Raw genomic sequence first — 13,327 nt, 5'->3', positions numbered from 1 at the left:
AATGGTTGAGCGTTGAAGAGTGCGTCGAAGAAGCGCGGACAGGAATGGTAAGTGCGATGAGTAACAACACCCTCGGGGCCTTCATGGAAGAAGAGCTAGTTTCGCAGCCCGAGGTCTGGAAGCGGGCCATCGAGCAATGCAAACTTGAGCAAGCCAAGGCAGGGCACCAGCTTCCCGCCGACGGTGAGCGGATCGCCGTCGTCGGTTGCGGTACCTCATGGTTCATGGCGCAAAGCTATGCCGCTGCCCGCGAAGCCGCAGGCAAGGGCGTCACCGACGCGTTCGCCGCGTCCGAAGCCTTCCTCAATCACAACAGCGCGGGCCGCCAGTACGACGCCGTGATCGCCATCACCCGCTCCGGCACCACCACGGAGGTACTCGAGCTGCTCGAAGCCTTGCGTGGAAAAGTCCGCACTATCGCGGTGATCGGCGACGTGAATTCACCCATCACCACCCTTGCCGACGCCGTGATCGGCCTTCCCTACGCGGACGAGAAATCGGTGGTCCAGACCCGCTTTGCCACCACAGCCCTCGTGTACCTCCTGACGAGCCTGGGCATCGAACTCGGCTCGGCAATCGAGGATGCCCGCACTGCCGTCACCGAGCCTGTTTCCCAGGAGTTGCTCGACGCCGAACAGTTCACCTTCCTCGGTACCGGCTGGACCGTTGGCCTGGCCCACGAAGCCGGACTCAAGATGCGCGAAGCAGTGCAGGGCTGGACCGAATCCTATCCGGCGATGGAGTACCGGCACGGTCCCATTTCCATTGCCGCCCCGGGCCGGGTGACGTGGATCTTCGGCCCGCAGCCCGAGGGCCTCGACGGCGACATGGGCCGCACAGGCGCCCTCTACGTCAACACCGGCAAGCATCCGCTCGCCGAGCTGGCCCGGGTCCATAAGGTCACCTTGGAGCGGGCACGCGTGCGCGGCCTCAACCCCGATCTGCCGCGCAACCTCACGCGCTCTGTTGTCCTGAACGCCACGGCCTAGGCAATCCCATGGTTCTCGGAGCCGCTGAATCCGCAGTCCTGGCCTTCGATGTCGGCGGGACGGATCTGAAGGCAGGCCTTGTCGACACAGCCGGGAATGTCCTTGGCCTGCGCCGCACCGCTACGCCGCGTGATCCCTTGCGACCGGGCGAGGCGATCCTGGACGCAGTCGAGGCATTGGCTTCGGAATTTGCCGCTGAATTCCCCGAACGCCCGGCGAAGGCCGCGTGCATTGTGGTTCCGGGAATCGTTGATTCCGACAGCGGAGTGGGGATCTATTCAGCGAACCTGGGCTGGCGGAACTTTCCCTTTGGGGAAAAGGCCGCGCAACGCCTCGGGCTGCCGGTCTCCTTCGGCCACGATGTCAGCACGGCCGCCGAAGCCGAATTCCGGTTCGGAGCGGCCCGCGATTTTCGCAACGTCGTGGTGATGGTCGTGGGCACCGGGATCGCCGCCGCCGTCATCTCCGACGGGTACCCGGTGCGCGCAGGCGGCTTCGCCGGGGAACTGGGCCACGCCCTCGTTCCGGACCCGGACGGTCCGGGCCATACGATCCTCGAGGCCGTCGGCTCCGCCGGGGCGATCGCCCGGCGTTACAGCGACAAAGCCGGAACTCCGCGCGCCGGTGCCCGTGAAGTCCTCGAACGGGCCACAGCGGGCGATGCGCTTGCGGCCAGGATCTGGGCCGACGCGGTGGATGCCCTCGCTTTCAGCCTCAGCCAATGCGTCAGCATCATCGGCACCGAAGCGGTGGTGGTTGGCGGCGGGCTTGCCGAAGCGGGTGAAGGACTCCTGCAGCCACTGCGTTCGCGCCTCGATGAGCTGCTCGATTTCCAGCGCCGGCCCATCATCATGCGCGCCCAGCTCGGCCAGGATGCAGGGTTGCTCGGCGCCGCCATGAGGGCACGGGCCCTGCTCCCGGCCGCGCAGGCCGCCTCCGGCACTGGGACGGGGCGGTGAACCAGGCCATGAAAAAGGTCATCACGGTCACGCCTAATCCGGCCATCGACCTCAGCTACCACGTCGCCGGGATCATCCCCGGAGCAAGCCATCGCGTTGCCGCACCCCTCTGCCGCGCAGGCGGAAAGGGCCTCAATGTTGCGCGCGTGGCCCACCAACTGGGCCATCCCGTGCTGGCGCTCGCGCCCTCGGGCGGCACGTCCGGTGCCGAATTCGCCGCCGAACTGCTCAGCAGCGGCGTACCGCATCGCCTGATTCCGGTCGCCGCGGAAACACGGCGCAGCATTGCGCTCGTGGACACGGTGGGCGGCGAAACGTCCATCTTCAATGAAGAGGGGAGCGCCCTCCAACCGCGCGAATGGCAGGCGCTGGCCGCCGCCGTCGTCGACGCCCTCGACGGGCAAAGCGCGGGAGTGCTTGTCGGTTCCGGCAGCCTGCCACCCGGCGCGCCGGCCGACTTCTACCGGGCCCTGGTGCGCCTGGCGCACGACGCCGGGATTCCCGCCGTCGTCGATACTTCCGGTCCCGGGATCATCGCCGCCGCGCGGGCCGGGGCGGACCTCCTCAAGCCCAACAATCACGAACTCCTTGAAGCAACAGGGGACAGCAGCCTCGATGTCGCGGCACGGCGATTGATCGCCCTCGGGGCCAAGACGGTCCTGGTCAGTGCCGGCGCTGAAGGCATGCTCGCGTTCCACCATGCGTCCCCCGGAGGCTACTGGAGCGCCCGGCTCCCGGAACCGCTCAGCGGCAACCCCACGGGAGCCGGCGACGCCGGAGTGGCAGCGGCCGCCGTCGCGCTCGCCGACGGGATCACGGACATCCCCACGATCCTCCGCCGGGCGACAGCCTGGTCCGCCGCCGCGGTGCTCATGCCAGCCGCCGGTGAGATCTCACCGCTCTACGCGGACCTCGAAGACCAACTCATTCTCAGCTGGAAGGAGACCCTGTGACGCTCGTCAGTACACGGGAACTCATGGATACCGCCGCGACCAACGGAATCGGACAGGGCGCCTTCAATGTCATCCACCTCGAAACCGCCGAAGGCCTCGTTGCCGGGGCGGAGACGGCTGGTGTCCCACTGATCCTGCAAATATCGGAGAACTGCGTCCGTTTCCACGGCGGACTCGTCCCGATTGCCCGGGGTGCCATGTCCATCGCCAGGGACTCTTCGGTGCCCGTGGCCCTGCACCTGGACCACGCCGAATCCGAAGAGCTGGCCATGCAGGCTGTCGACCTCGGGTTCGGGTCCGTCATGTACGACGGCGCGCACTTGCCTTATGACTCGAACGTTGAAGTCACGCGTCGGGTCGCCTCGTACGCCCAGGACCACGGGGTCTACGTCGAGGCCGAGCTCGGGAAGGTGGGAGGCAAGGACGGTGCCCATGCCCCGGGAGTCCGCACGGATCCGGCCGAGGCCCGATCCTTCGTGGACGCCACCGGCGTCGACGCCCTCGCCGTCGCCGTCGGTTCCTCGCACGCCATGACGGAACGGAGCGCAGCCTTGGACTTGGCCCTCATCACCCGGCTCAAGGAGGCCGTCCAGCTGCCGCTCGTCCTTCACGGATCCTCCGGCGTAGCAGATGAAACGCTGGTGGCGGCAATCCGGGCCGGTATGACTAAGATCAACGTATCCACACACTTGAACGGGTTCTTCACCCGCGCCGTCCGTGAGTACCTGGATGCCAACCCCTCGGTGGTGGACTCCCGCAAGTACATCAAGGCCGGACGGGACGCCTTGGTGTTGGAAACCGCACGTCTGCTGACGCTGTTCGCGAAAGTGAACTAGTCCCAATTTCCGGAAGGTTCGTGATGACCCGCAACGATCGACTGACAGCCATCCTTGATCTCCTCGCCGAGTCAGGGCATGTTGAGGTCGAGGATATCGTGACCCGACTGGCCGTCTCGCCGGCCACGGCACGCCGTGATCTGGACAGCCTCGCCAAGCAGCGGCTCCTAAGCCGAACCCGTGGCGGAGCAACCACAGGATCGGTCGCCTACGAACTTCCGGGGCGCTACAACAGGGATGATCACGCCGAGGCAAAGCAGCAGATTGCCTTGGCAGCCTCGGAGCTCATCATGCCCGGGGCCGTGATCGGACTCAGCGGCGGCACCACCAATACGGCCCTGGCCCAGGTGCTGTCCACCCGCGAAGACCTGAACGCGCCCTCCAACAGGCCCATGCTGACGGTGGTCACCAACGCCATCAACATCGCTGCCCAGCTTGCCGTGCGTCCCAACATCAAGATCATGGTCACCGGCGGCATCCTGAACCCGCGTTCCTACGAACTTGTCGGGCCCTACACCGATGTCATCATGCAGAAGGTTGCCTTGGACATCGCCTTCATCGGCGTCAACGGAGTCGATCCGAAAATCGGCCCCACCATCACCGACGAGGGAGAAGCCATGGTGAATACCGTCATGGCCCGGCGCGCCACCGACTCCTATGTCCTCGCCGACTCCACGAAGATCGGCAAGCGTGCCTTCGCGGCCATGGCCGGGTACGATTTCCGCCGGCTCATCACGGATTCGGGCATCACGGCAGAGGATAAAGCTGCATTTGAAGCCGGCGGCACCGAAGTAATCGTGGCCAAGGACGCCTAACGGCGTTGTGCCCGTCAGAAGACCATCGGGGGAGCGTTCAGCACGGTTTCGTCCGTACTGCGCTGCACCCACTGGCTGAACGGCGTGTCGAGATCGTATTTGTCCTGGTCGTTGCGGATAAGTGTCCGTAGCTCCGCGTTGCCCGGGTTGTTGAGGGACTCGAAGTACTCCACCGACCAGTGGAACCATCGCATGCAGAAGAGCCGCATGGTGAGGCCATGGGTTACCAGCAGGGTGTTGGGCGCGTAGTGGGGTTTTTCCCAATGCCGGTACAGGGTTTCCATGAAGGACGAAATCCGGTCGTAGACATCGGAGCCTGATTCGCCCTCGCGGAACCGGTAGAAGAAATGCCCGTAGAGGTTGCGGAGCTCCTTCTGGTCCCCGATGTCTCCGGCAATCTGGAAGTTGGCCCAGTCCTGTTCACGCAGCCGGGGCTCCTCGATGACCCTTTCCGTGAGGCTGCCCAGATTCAGTGCCTCGAGGGTCTGGTATGCCCGAAGGTACGGCGAGACGTAAACGCACACGGGTTCGTCGTCGAGCTTCCTGCGCAATGCCTCACCCGCGGCCCGTGCCTGCTCGATGCCAAGCCGCGTCAGCGGGATGCGGTAATCGGGCACACGGTTGTAGATGGAAGTGTCGGCGTTGGCGGCGGACTGGCCGTGCCGGATCATGAAGATTCGTGCTGGCGCGCTCATCCCACCAAGCATAGGGTCAGGAGACGCCCGGTCCATGCAAGCGGACATCCGGGGAGCCGGCTCCGAGGGAAACATCAGGCAAATGCAGGCAAGATAGGAGCATGCTCCTAGCCTCAACGCGCCGGTTGCGCGCCGAAGTACTGATTGTCCTTGGCCTGTCCCTCGGCCAATCGGCCGTGTACTCCGTGGTGCAGTTGCTGGACAAGATGACCCAGGGGCCTTTGGCCCATGCGACGTCCACCCTCAACCGCTCGCAGAGCACGCGCGGGTACTTCGATCTCACCTACCAGCTGTTGGATATCGCGTTCGCGCTTGTCCCTGTGGTGTTGGTGTTCTACTTTCTGTCTTTGCATCGCCAAACGGCGGAAAGCCCCTCGGGTTTCACCCGGCTGGGCTTCACCTTCGCCCGCCCGGGCCGCGACGCGTTGCAAGGACTAGGCCTCGCCGCGCTGATCGGGATCCCGTCGCTTGGCCTCTATGCGGCCGGCCGAGCCCTGGGGATCACGACAGCGATCATCCCCAGCGGCCTGGACTCCTACTGGTGGACCGTGCCGGTGCTGGTCCTCTCCGCGGTGCGGCACGCCGTCGTCGAAGAAGTGATCGTGGTGGGCTACCTCCTGGACCGGTTCGGGAAGTTCGGGTGGAGCACCCCGCTGGCGATCTTGCTCAGCGCGCTCCTTCGCGGCAGCTACCACCTGTACCAAGGCTTCGGACCTTTCATCGGCAACGCCGTCATGGGCCTCGTGTTCGGCTGGATATACACGAAGACCAAAAGGGTCATGCCGCTCGTGGTGGCCCACGCCCTCCTGGACATTGTGGCGTTCGTCGGCTTCAGTGTCTTCGGCAAGGCCATCGGGCTGGGCTAGGTGTCGAGTTAAAAGGTTTCGGCCGCCATTGCGGGGTGACGTCATTGGCACCCGCATAATGGCGGCCGAAGTTTTCCGGGCCTTCCTGGCCCGTTGGTCCGTCAGATCGTGACGGCTCCGTTGGCGGTTTCGAACGTTACCGACATGATTCCCGGCGTTCCGTGCGGAGCCATCCATTGGACTGCGACGTCCTCAAGCGGCTTCTCCACGGGTTCTCCGAGCCATTCGGTAACCCGCTCCGCGGAGCCGGCAATGGTGAGGCTGGACATCTTGACGTCGCTTGGGTACACGAGGGACGGGTGAAGCGCAGGGTCGCCCTCCCAGCGGAGCAGGTACGGAACCTGGGGATCGGCGATGAGTCCCAGGATGCCGATCTGCGACCAAACGAGTTCGCGGCCGTCCGGAAACTTGCGGTTGCCGGGGACAGCAGCGCGTCCGAGCCGCTGTTCGAACGGGCTCAGGTCGTCAACAGCGACGCACCAGCCCATCCAACCGCCTCCTGCGGCGGAGCGTGCACGGACTGCTTGTCCAAAAGGTGCCTTGTCGGATGCCGGGTGGTCTAGGACCTCGACAACTTCGAGGTATTTGTGGTCAGCAAGGGGGATGATCATGTTCCGGGTACCGAAGCGCGGATGCACTCCGCCCCGGACTGCGTCCACTCCCAATGCTGCGGAAATTCGCTCGGTGGTGGCCAAGAGGCCATCTCGTTCACAAGCGTAAGAGACGTGATCCATGCGCATGGCTTCATCTTGGCACTTTGTGATGGAGCTCTCAGCTAAGTCAAGCCTAACCAAGGTGGGATGTATCGAAAAGGCGGCTCAGAGTCACTTCAGGACGCGCCGGGACCGAAAACTACCGTGTTCGTCACAAAGCTTCCGGAGCCCGCAACACCGTCCCTAGACTGGCGGCAACCGAACGCCGGCGGGCTGAATACTTCAGCCCGGCAGGTTGAAGCACGGCAAAAGCCCAGACAACCAGGAGTCCGCATGTCCCAAGGATGGTCATTCGAAACGCGCCAGATCCACGCCGGCCAGGAGCCGGACGCCGCCACCGGCGCCCGGGCGCTTCCCATCTACCAGACCACTTCGTTCGTCTTTCCCAGCGCGGAAAGCGCGGCCAACCGCTTTGCGCTGGCCGAGCTGGCGCCCATCTACACCCGGATCGGCAACCCCACGCAGGATGCGGTGGAACAGCGCATAGCGAGCCTGGAGGGGGGCCTCGCGGCACTCCTGCTGAGCTCCGGGCAGGCCGCGGAAACGTTCGCCATCCTCAACGTCGCCGAGGCGGGCGACCACCTGGTCGCCAGCCCGAGCCTCTACGGTGGCACGTACAACCTGCTAGCGCACACGCTGAAGAAATTCGGAATCTCAGTCACCTTCGTCGAGGACCCGGACAACCTCGACCACTGGCGCGACGCCGTGCGGCCGAACACCAAGCTGTTCTTCGCCGAAGTCGTCTCCAACCCCCGCCAGGACGTTTTGGACATCGAGGGCGTCTCCCGCATCGCGCACGAAGCCGGAGTCCCGCTTGTTGTGGACAACACCCTCGCCACGCCCTACTTGATCCGGCCGATCGAGTGGGGCGCGGACATCGTGGTGCATTCGGCCACCAAGTACCTGGGCGGGCACGGGTCCGCCATTGCCGGCGTCATTGTGGACTCGGGCAACTTCGATTTCGGCAAGGACCCCGGGCGGTTCCCCAACTTCAACACTCCGGACCCCAGCTACAACGGCCTGGTCTATGCCCGCGACCTCGGCAAGGACGGTGCCCTCGGCGCGAACCTCTCCTACATCCTCAAGGCCCGGGTCCAGCTCCTGCGGGACCTCGGCTCGGCGGTTTCCCCGTTCAACGCTTTCCTGATCTCCCAAGGAATCGAAACCCTCAGCCTGCGGGTGGAACGCCACGTGGAGAACGCCACCAAAGTGGCGCAGTGGCTCGAAGGGCGCGACGACGTCGAATCGGTCGCGTACGCGGGGCTGCCTTCCAGTCCGTGGTTCGAACGCGGGCGGAAGTACGGACCCCGCGGCACCGGCGCGGTGGTGTCCTTCACCATCCGCGGCGGGATCGACGCCGGCAAACGCTTCGTGGACGCCCTGGAACTGCATTCGCACGTGGCAAACATCGGGGACGTCCGATCCTTGGTCATCCACCCCGCGTCCACGACACACAGCCAGCTGACCCCCGAACAGCAGGCCGTGGCCGGAGTGACCCCGGGCCTGGTGCGGCTGTCCGTCGGGATCGAGCACATCGACGACATCCTCGCCGACCTCGAGTCAGGATTCCGGGCAGCGAAGGGCCGCTAGTACCGCTCCGGATGGCGCAGGAGGCCGGCGGGCGACGCCGCATGAATCTTCGCCGGCTGGCCTCCTTGGTCACTGCTTCGTGAACAAAACACGGTCAAGTGTCACAAAGGTGTCATAATCTTCGTCAGGAGGGGTCCGGTTTTCCTAGACTCTTCCTATAGGTCATGAGTGCCAGCGACAGCCCCGGCTTGCTGGCCGGCAACCCTCCAATCGCGGCGGGGTGCCCCGGGTGAAGACCTGGCCCTTCGCTGTGTTGGCGGCGGGCAAGCGCGATGTGAGGTGTCAACGAATGACAATTGCTGCAACAGCCATACCCCTTTCCGGTACCCAGGACGGAACCCTCAAATATGTTTCCGTGGGCGGGCTCGAACTGGAGGCCGGAGGTTTCCTGCCGGAGGTCCTCCTTGCGTACGAAACATGGGGGCGGCTCAACGCCGACGCTTCCAACGCTGTCCTGGTGGAACACGCCCTGACGGGCAGCACCCATGTGGCCCGTGGCGAGAGCGACGAAGATGGCTGGTGGGAGCAACTCGTTGGTCCGGGCGCCACCATCGACACGGACCGCTACTTCGTGGTCTCCGTCAACATCGTGGGAGGCTGCTACGGCAGCACCGGGCCGTCGTCGAGCGCTCCTGACGGCAGGCCGTGGGGCTCCCGCTTCCCGCTCGTGACCCTGCGGGACAGCACCGTGGCCGAAGCCCGGCTGGCCGACGCTTTGGGGATCCACAGCTGGCACACGGTCGTGGGCGGGTCCATGGGCGGTGCACGCGCACTGGAATGGGCCGTCAGCTATCCGGACCGCGTCAAGCGATGCGCCGTGATTTCGATCGGGGCGTACAGCACTGCCGAACAGATCGCGTTCGCGCAGGCCCAGACGCTCGCCATCCGGCAGGACGCCGACTTCAACGGCGGCGACTACTATGGCCAGGCCGCGCCCGAGGCAGGGCTGGCCCTTGCCCGGCGGATCGCCCACATCACCTACCGTTCGGCGGATGAGCTGGACTTCCGCTTCGGCAGGAACGCCCAAGGCGGCGAGGCACCCCTCCAGGCTGCCGCATTAGGGGACCGAGGCCGTTACCAGGTGGAGAGCTACCTCGACCACCAGGGCAGCAAGCTGGTCCAGCGCTTCGACGCCAACAGTTACATCGCCATCACCGAGGCCCTCATGAGCCACGACATCACCCGCGGCCGGGGCTCATTGGAGGACGCGCTGTCCGTGGCAACGGCGAAGTTCTTCGTTGCCTCGGTGGACTCGGACCGCCTCTACTTCCCGGAACAATCCCACGAGCTGGCCAAGGCCTTGCCGGGAGAAGTTCCCGTTCACGTGATCGAGGCGCCGATCGGGCACGACGGTTTCCTCACCGAGATCGGCCAGCTCGGCCCCCAACTGCGCGAAGCTTTCTTCGGCTGAATCAGCCGTTCATGATCTCCTGGCGGAGCTTCATGTAATCCTCCATGGCGATTTTCCCGTCGCTGTAGTCCTGGTCCAGTTCGGCCAGTTTCCGTGCCCGGTAGCCTTGGGGCGCGCTGTTCGGCTGGGGCGCGCTGTTCGGCTGGGGCGGGCTGTTCGTTTGCGGAGCAGCCGACGACGGCGGAGCGGCCTGCGGTACGGGCGTCGGCACCGGGGGTTGCGGCTCAGCCGGGAAGATTACCGGGGGTTGCTCCGGGTATCCGACGGGGTAGTTCTGTGGAGGATAGGGCTGACCGGGGTAGTTCTGTGGAGGATAGGGCTGACCGGGGTAGTTCTGTGGAGGATAGTCCCGGAGCCTGCGTTGGCGCGATCGGTTGTACATGCGGATCCCCATCGGAATCAGCCAAGAGCAGACGATGATCCAGAAGATCAAATTGTTCACGGTAGAGGCCTCCTAGGTCTTTCACCAGCTTAGCCTCGCTCCCTGTGACCCGCCCTGTGGTTCCCGCTCAACTCCGGGGCAGGAAGGTGTCGGCAGGACCGAAGACGGGTCCCGGCGTCGGGCGTTTCGGCAAGATACCGTCGCCGGAGGACTGGTGCCGGATCCGCCGGATGACCCAGGGGACAAAATACTCGCGTGCCCATACGAGGTCGCCCGAGCAGGCTTCGCGCCAACTGCGCTGGGGGAGCGGCTTGGGGAACAGCGGCTCGAGGTTGTGCGGCACATTGAGTGAGTCGAGGAGCATCGCGGCGATGGTGTGGTGGCCGAGCGGCGAGAAATGCAGGCGGTCTTCGTCCCACATCTGGGAGTTGGAGAGTTGGCGCAGGGACCACATATCAGCGATCACGGCATCGTGGCGGCCGGCCACGGTGCGGAGGTTTTCGTTGTAGATGGCCACCTTGCCGCGGATCCGGCCAAGTACTGACGACACGGTGTCCGGGCCGTTGAAGAGAACCACGGTGGCGCCTTCGGAACTCAGGGTCTGTACGGCGGCATCGAGTTTCTCGGCCAGGGCGTCGGGGTCGCCGCCGGGACGGATAAGGTCGTTGCCGCCTGCGGAGATGCTCACGAGGTCCGGCTTGAGGTCCATGCACGGGCCAAGTTGTTCGTCGAGGATCTGCTGGAGCAGCCGCCCGCGGATGGCCAGGTTGGCGTAGGCGAAATCCCGGTGTCCCCTGCTCAGTTCCTCGGCTACGCGGTCGGCCCAGCCGCGATGTCCCCCTGGATTGTTGGGTTCCGGGTCGCCGATGCCTTCGGTAAAGGAATCACCCAATGCCACGTAGCGCGTCCACGGATGAATCCGCTCGTCCGGCTTTGCCTCCACCGTGGAATCAGTGTCACTCACGTTCATATCCTGCCTCTTGCTGCAACGCTACGCGCCCGTAGCTTGTTACTCATGGGTAACTGCAAGAATAGTCCCATGAGTCAAGCTTCTGCCTTTCCCGCCCCGGTCGTTTTGTGGTCCCACGACGAGGAGGAGCGGGCTGGAAAGCCGTTGTTGGTCCTGTTGCACGGTTACGGCTCCAACGAGCAGGACCTCTTCAGCCTTGCCGGGCTGTTGCCCCAGGACTTCGTCGTCGCTTCGCTCCGCGCGCCGATCGCGACGGGCCCTGGCTTCACGTGGTTCCCGCTCACGGCGTCCATCGACTACTCCCTCGACGCCGTCAAGGACGCCGCGGAGTACGTGTTTTCCTGGCTGGACTCGTTCAAGTCCAACCACAGCTCGGTGACGCTCCTCGGGTTTTCCATGGGTATGGCCATGGCCACCTCGCTGCTCCGGCAGCGCCCGGCGGACTTTGCCGCCGTCGTCGGGCTTTCGGGCTTCGCCGTCGACGCCGATGCCGACCCCGCATTCCGCGACGCCGAACTGGACGGTTCCGTGCCGCTCTTCTGGGGCCGGGATCAGCAGGATCCTGTCATCACCCCGGACAAGGTCGAATACACCATGGGGTGGGTGCGAAAGCACACGGACCTCACCAAGGTGCTCTACACAGGCATGTGGCACGGCATCAACCAGCAGGAAATCGGCCACGTGGCCGAATTCCTGGAGCACAAGGTCCTCGCGTCCGTCTGAAAGCAACGCGGGGTCACTTACGGCCCATTCTGAGGCACGTAATGGGCCGTAAGTGACCCCGCGTTGCCAAAAGCTAGGAAGCGGCGGTGATCCGCACCGTCTGTCCGTTGACGGTCACGGTGTCGCCTACATGGAGTTGGCGGCCGCGTCGATCGTCGATCTCGCCGTTGACTTTGACGAGGCCGTTCTTGATGAGTTCCGTGGCTTCCACGCCGTCCTCCACTAGGTTGGCGAGCTTCAGGAGCTGACCAAGGCGGATCATGTCGTCGCGGATGGGGATTTCTTCGATTTCCGGGTTGCTCATACAAGCAATGATGCCTGAAGTAAGGTGGTGAAAATGCCGCAGTCGTCCCGCCCCGCGTCCCGAAGTACGTCCCGCCCTTTGCTCACCGGACTGCTCCTCGCCGTGGCCACTGGGCTCGTGATCCCCCTTCAGGGCCGGATCAACGGCGCCCTGGGAGCAACGCTCGACGACGGCATCGCGGCCGCCGTCGTGAGTTTCAGCACCGGGCTCGTACTGATTGTCGCGATCGGACTGGCGCTGCCGAAGGGCCGCGCCGCCCTGCGAAGGATCCTGCCTGCCCTCAACGAGCGGAGCTTTCCGCGGTTCTATGTCCTGGCCGGCGGTATCGGCGCCCTGTTCGTGTTCGCGCAATCGTTCACGGTCGGCTTGCTTGGCGTGGCCTTGTTTACGGTCGCCGCGGTCACTGGCCAGACCCTGAGCGGACTGCTCGTGGACCGGCTCGGCATCGGTCCCGGCGGCAAACGCTCGATCACCGGGGTCCGCATCCTCGGCAGCGTCCTGACGATCGCCGCCGTCGTCTGGGCCGTCTCGCCGCGCCTCGGGGCAGCCGCCGACGTCGGGTCCTTGCTGCTGCCGATCCTGTTGCCGGTCGTGGCGGGTTGCCTCATGAGTTTCCAGCAGGCGATGAACGGCACGGCGACCGTGCACTACGGCAGCCCTATAGCCGCGACGCTGGTGAATTTCGTGGCCGGAACGGTTATTCTCTGGATCGCCTGGCTCGTCAAAGTGTCCTTGATTGGTCCTGGCCACGCCTTGCCTGCCGAATGGTGGTATTACTTGGGCGGGCCGATGGGTTGCGTCTTCATCGGCCTGGCTGCTTTGTTGGTCCGCAGCCTCGGTGTCCTGGTGACAGGGCTCGGGATGATCGCGGGGCAGCTGCTTGGATCCCTCGCTCTTGACCTGGTCCTGCCGGCTCCGGGAACCGTGGTTGCGTTGCCCACAATCCTTGGCACCTTGCTGACGCTGTTCGCCATCATTGTTGCTACATTGCCTTGGCCGAAGGGTGCGCTCTCTTCCCGCCGCCCCGGCAAGGGCCAGCCGGGCCAGTCCCGGAAGCCGGACAGCAACCAAAGGCCGGTAGGCTAGGACACGCAGCTTCCTGCACAGCATTACCTTCGCGC

General features: G+C 64.9%; 15 protein-coding genes and 1 riboswitch. Of the genes, 10 read left to right on the top strand and 5 right to left on the bottom strand.

The genetic code is table 11. The features are described 5' to 3' along the window. Nucleotides 1-56: 56 nt before the first annotated feature. Genes AC4CS3_RS03655 through AC4CS3_RS03635 form a run of 5 tightly spaced genes read left to right on the top strand, consistent with a single transcriptional unit; the run spans nt 57 to nt 4,552 of the window. A complete protein-coding gene (locus tag AC4CS3_RS03655; RefSeq protein WP_490782242.1) occupies nt 57-989 on the top strand; it encodes an SIS domain-containing protein in 933 nt (310 codons plus the stop codon). Nucleotides 990-997: 8 nt separating this feature from the next. Further along, nucleotides 998-1,948, top strand: a complete 951-nt coding sequence (locus AC4CS3_RS03650; protein WP_490782241.1) for an ROK family protein — start codon at nt 998-1,000, stop codon at nt 1,946-1,948. A gap of 8 nt (nt 1,949-1,956) precedes the next feature. Next, nucleotides 1,957-2,901 (top strand): 1-phosphofructokinase family hexose kinase, encoded by a 945-nt coding sequence (locus AC4CS3_RS03645; protein ID WP_490782240.1) that lies wholly within the window; start codon nt 1,957-1,959, stop codon nt 2,899-2,901. Next, a complete protein-coding gene (locus tag AC4CS3_RS03640) occupies nt 2,898-3,737 on the top strand; it encodes a class II fructose-bisphosphate aldolase (protein ID WP_490782239.1) in 840 nt (279 codons plus the stop codon). The genes AC4CS3_RS03645 and AC4CS3_RS03640 overlap by 4 nt, the downstream gene beginning before the upstream one ends. Before the next feature lie 23 nt (nt 3,738-3,760). Continuing rightward, nucleotides 3,761-4,552 carry a DeoR/GlpR family DNA-binding transcription regulator gene (locus AC4CS3_RS03635; RefSeq protein ID WP_345449690.1) on the top strand — a complete coding sequence of 264 codons (792 nt, stop codon included), beginning with the start codon at nt 3,761-3,763 and terminating at the stop codon, nt 4,550-4,552. Between the two features lie 14 nt (nt 4,553-4,566). Here the strand turns inward: AC4CS3_RS03635 and AC4CS3_RS03630 are convergent, their stop codons facing one another. Further along, nucleotides 4,567-5,247 (bottom strand): histidine phosphatase family protein, encoded by a 681-nt coding sequence (locus tag AC4CS3_RS03630; RefSeq protein WP_490782238.1) that lies wholly within the window; start codon nt 5,245-5,247, stop codon nt 4,567-4,569. 101 nt (nt 5,248-5,348) lie between these two features. Here AC4CS3_RS03630 and AC4CS3_RS03625 point away from each other — a divergent pair, with 101 nt between their 5' ends. Further along, entirely contained in the window at nt 5,349-6,113 is a 765-nt protein-coding gene (locus tag AC4CS3_RS03625) for a CPBP family intramembrane glutamic endopeptidase (protein ID WP_490782237.1), read from the top strand. A 101-nt stretch (nt 6,114-6,214) separates the two neighbouring features. On the opposite strand, the gene AC4CS3_RS03620 is transcribed toward AC4CS3_RS03625, so the two are convergent. After that, nucleotides 6,215-6,853: a VOC family protein gene (locus AC4CS3_RS03620; protein ID WP_028266517.1), complete on the bottom strand. Its 639-nt coding sequence runs from the start codon at nt 6,851-6,853 to the stop codon at nt 6,215-6,217. A gap of 246 nt (nt 6,854-7,099) precedes the next feature. Here AC4CS3_RS03620 and AC4CS3_RS03615 point away from each other — a divergent pair, with 246 nt between their 5' ends. Together AC4CS3_RS03615 and metX are read left to right on the top strand one after the other, a co-directional pair. Then, nucleotides 7,100-8,416, top strand: coding sequence for a bifunctional o-acetylhomoserine/o-acetylserine sulfhydrylase (locus tag AC4CS3_RS03615; protein WP_490782236.1), 1,317 nt, complete (start codon nt 7,100-7,102; stop codon nt 8,414-8,416). 160 nt (nt 8,417-8,576) lie between these two features. Then, nucleotides 8,577-8,692: riboswitch (SAM riboswitch) on the top strand. A 13-nt stretch (nt 8,693-8,705) separates the two neighbouring features. Beyond that, entirely contained in the window at nt 8,706-9,827 is a 1,122-nt protein-coding gene (gene metX, locus AC4CS3_RS03610) for a homoserine O-acetyltransferase MetX (protein ID WP_490782235.1), read from the top strand. Between the two features lies 1 nt (nt 9,828). Here metX and AC4CS3_RS03605 read toward each other — a convergent pair whose 3' ends face one another. After that, nucleotides 9,829-10,269, bottom strand: coding sequence for a hypothetical protein (locus tag AC4CS3_RS03605; protein ID WP_490782234.1), 441 nt, complete (start codon nt 10,267-10,269; stop codon nt 9,829-9,831). Nucleotides 10,270-10,336: 67 nt separating this feature from the next. Then, nucleotides 10,337-11,179, bottom strand: a complete 843-nt coding sequence (locus AC4CS3_RS03600) for an SGNH/GDSL hydrolase family protein (protein WP_490782233.1) — start codon at nt 11,177-11,179, stop codon at nt 10,337-10,339. Nucleotides 11,180-11,248: 69 nt separating this feature from the next. On the opposite strand from AC4CS3_RS03600, the gene AC4CS3_RS03595 reads away from it, so the two are divergent. Then, on the top strand, nt 11,249-11,902 hold the full coding sequence (locus AC4CS3_RS03595) for an alpha/beta hydrolase (RefSeq protein WP_490782232.1): 654 nt from the start codon (nt 11,249-11,251) through the stop codon (nt 11,900-11,902). Nucleotides 11,903-11,975: 73 nt separating this feature from the next. Here the strand turns inward: AC4CS3_RS03595 and AC4CS3_RS03590 are convergent, their stop codons facing one another. Then, nucleotides 11,976-12,206 (bottom strand): RNA-binding S4 domain-containing protein, encoded by a 231-nt coding sequence (locus AC4CS3_RS03590; RefSeq protein WP_345449698.1) that lies wholly within the window; start codon nt 12,204-12,206, stop codon nt 11,976-11,978. A gap of 33 nt (nt 12,207-12,239) precedes the next feature. On the opposite strand from AC4CS3_RS03590, the gene AC4CS3_RS03585 reads away from it, so the two are divergent. Then, nucleotides 12,240-13,292, top strand: coding sequence for a DMT family transporter (locus tag AC4CS3_RS03585; protein ID WP_490782231.1), 1,053 nt, complete (start codon nt 12,240-12,242; stop codon nt 13,290-13,292). Nucleotides 13,293-13,327 lie beyond the last annotated feature (35 nt).

Source organism: Arthrobacter sp. SE2 (assembly GCF_058244265.1).
Note: the sequence above shows the minus strand (reverse complement) of the source record. Positions and strands in the feature narration are given on the sequence as shown.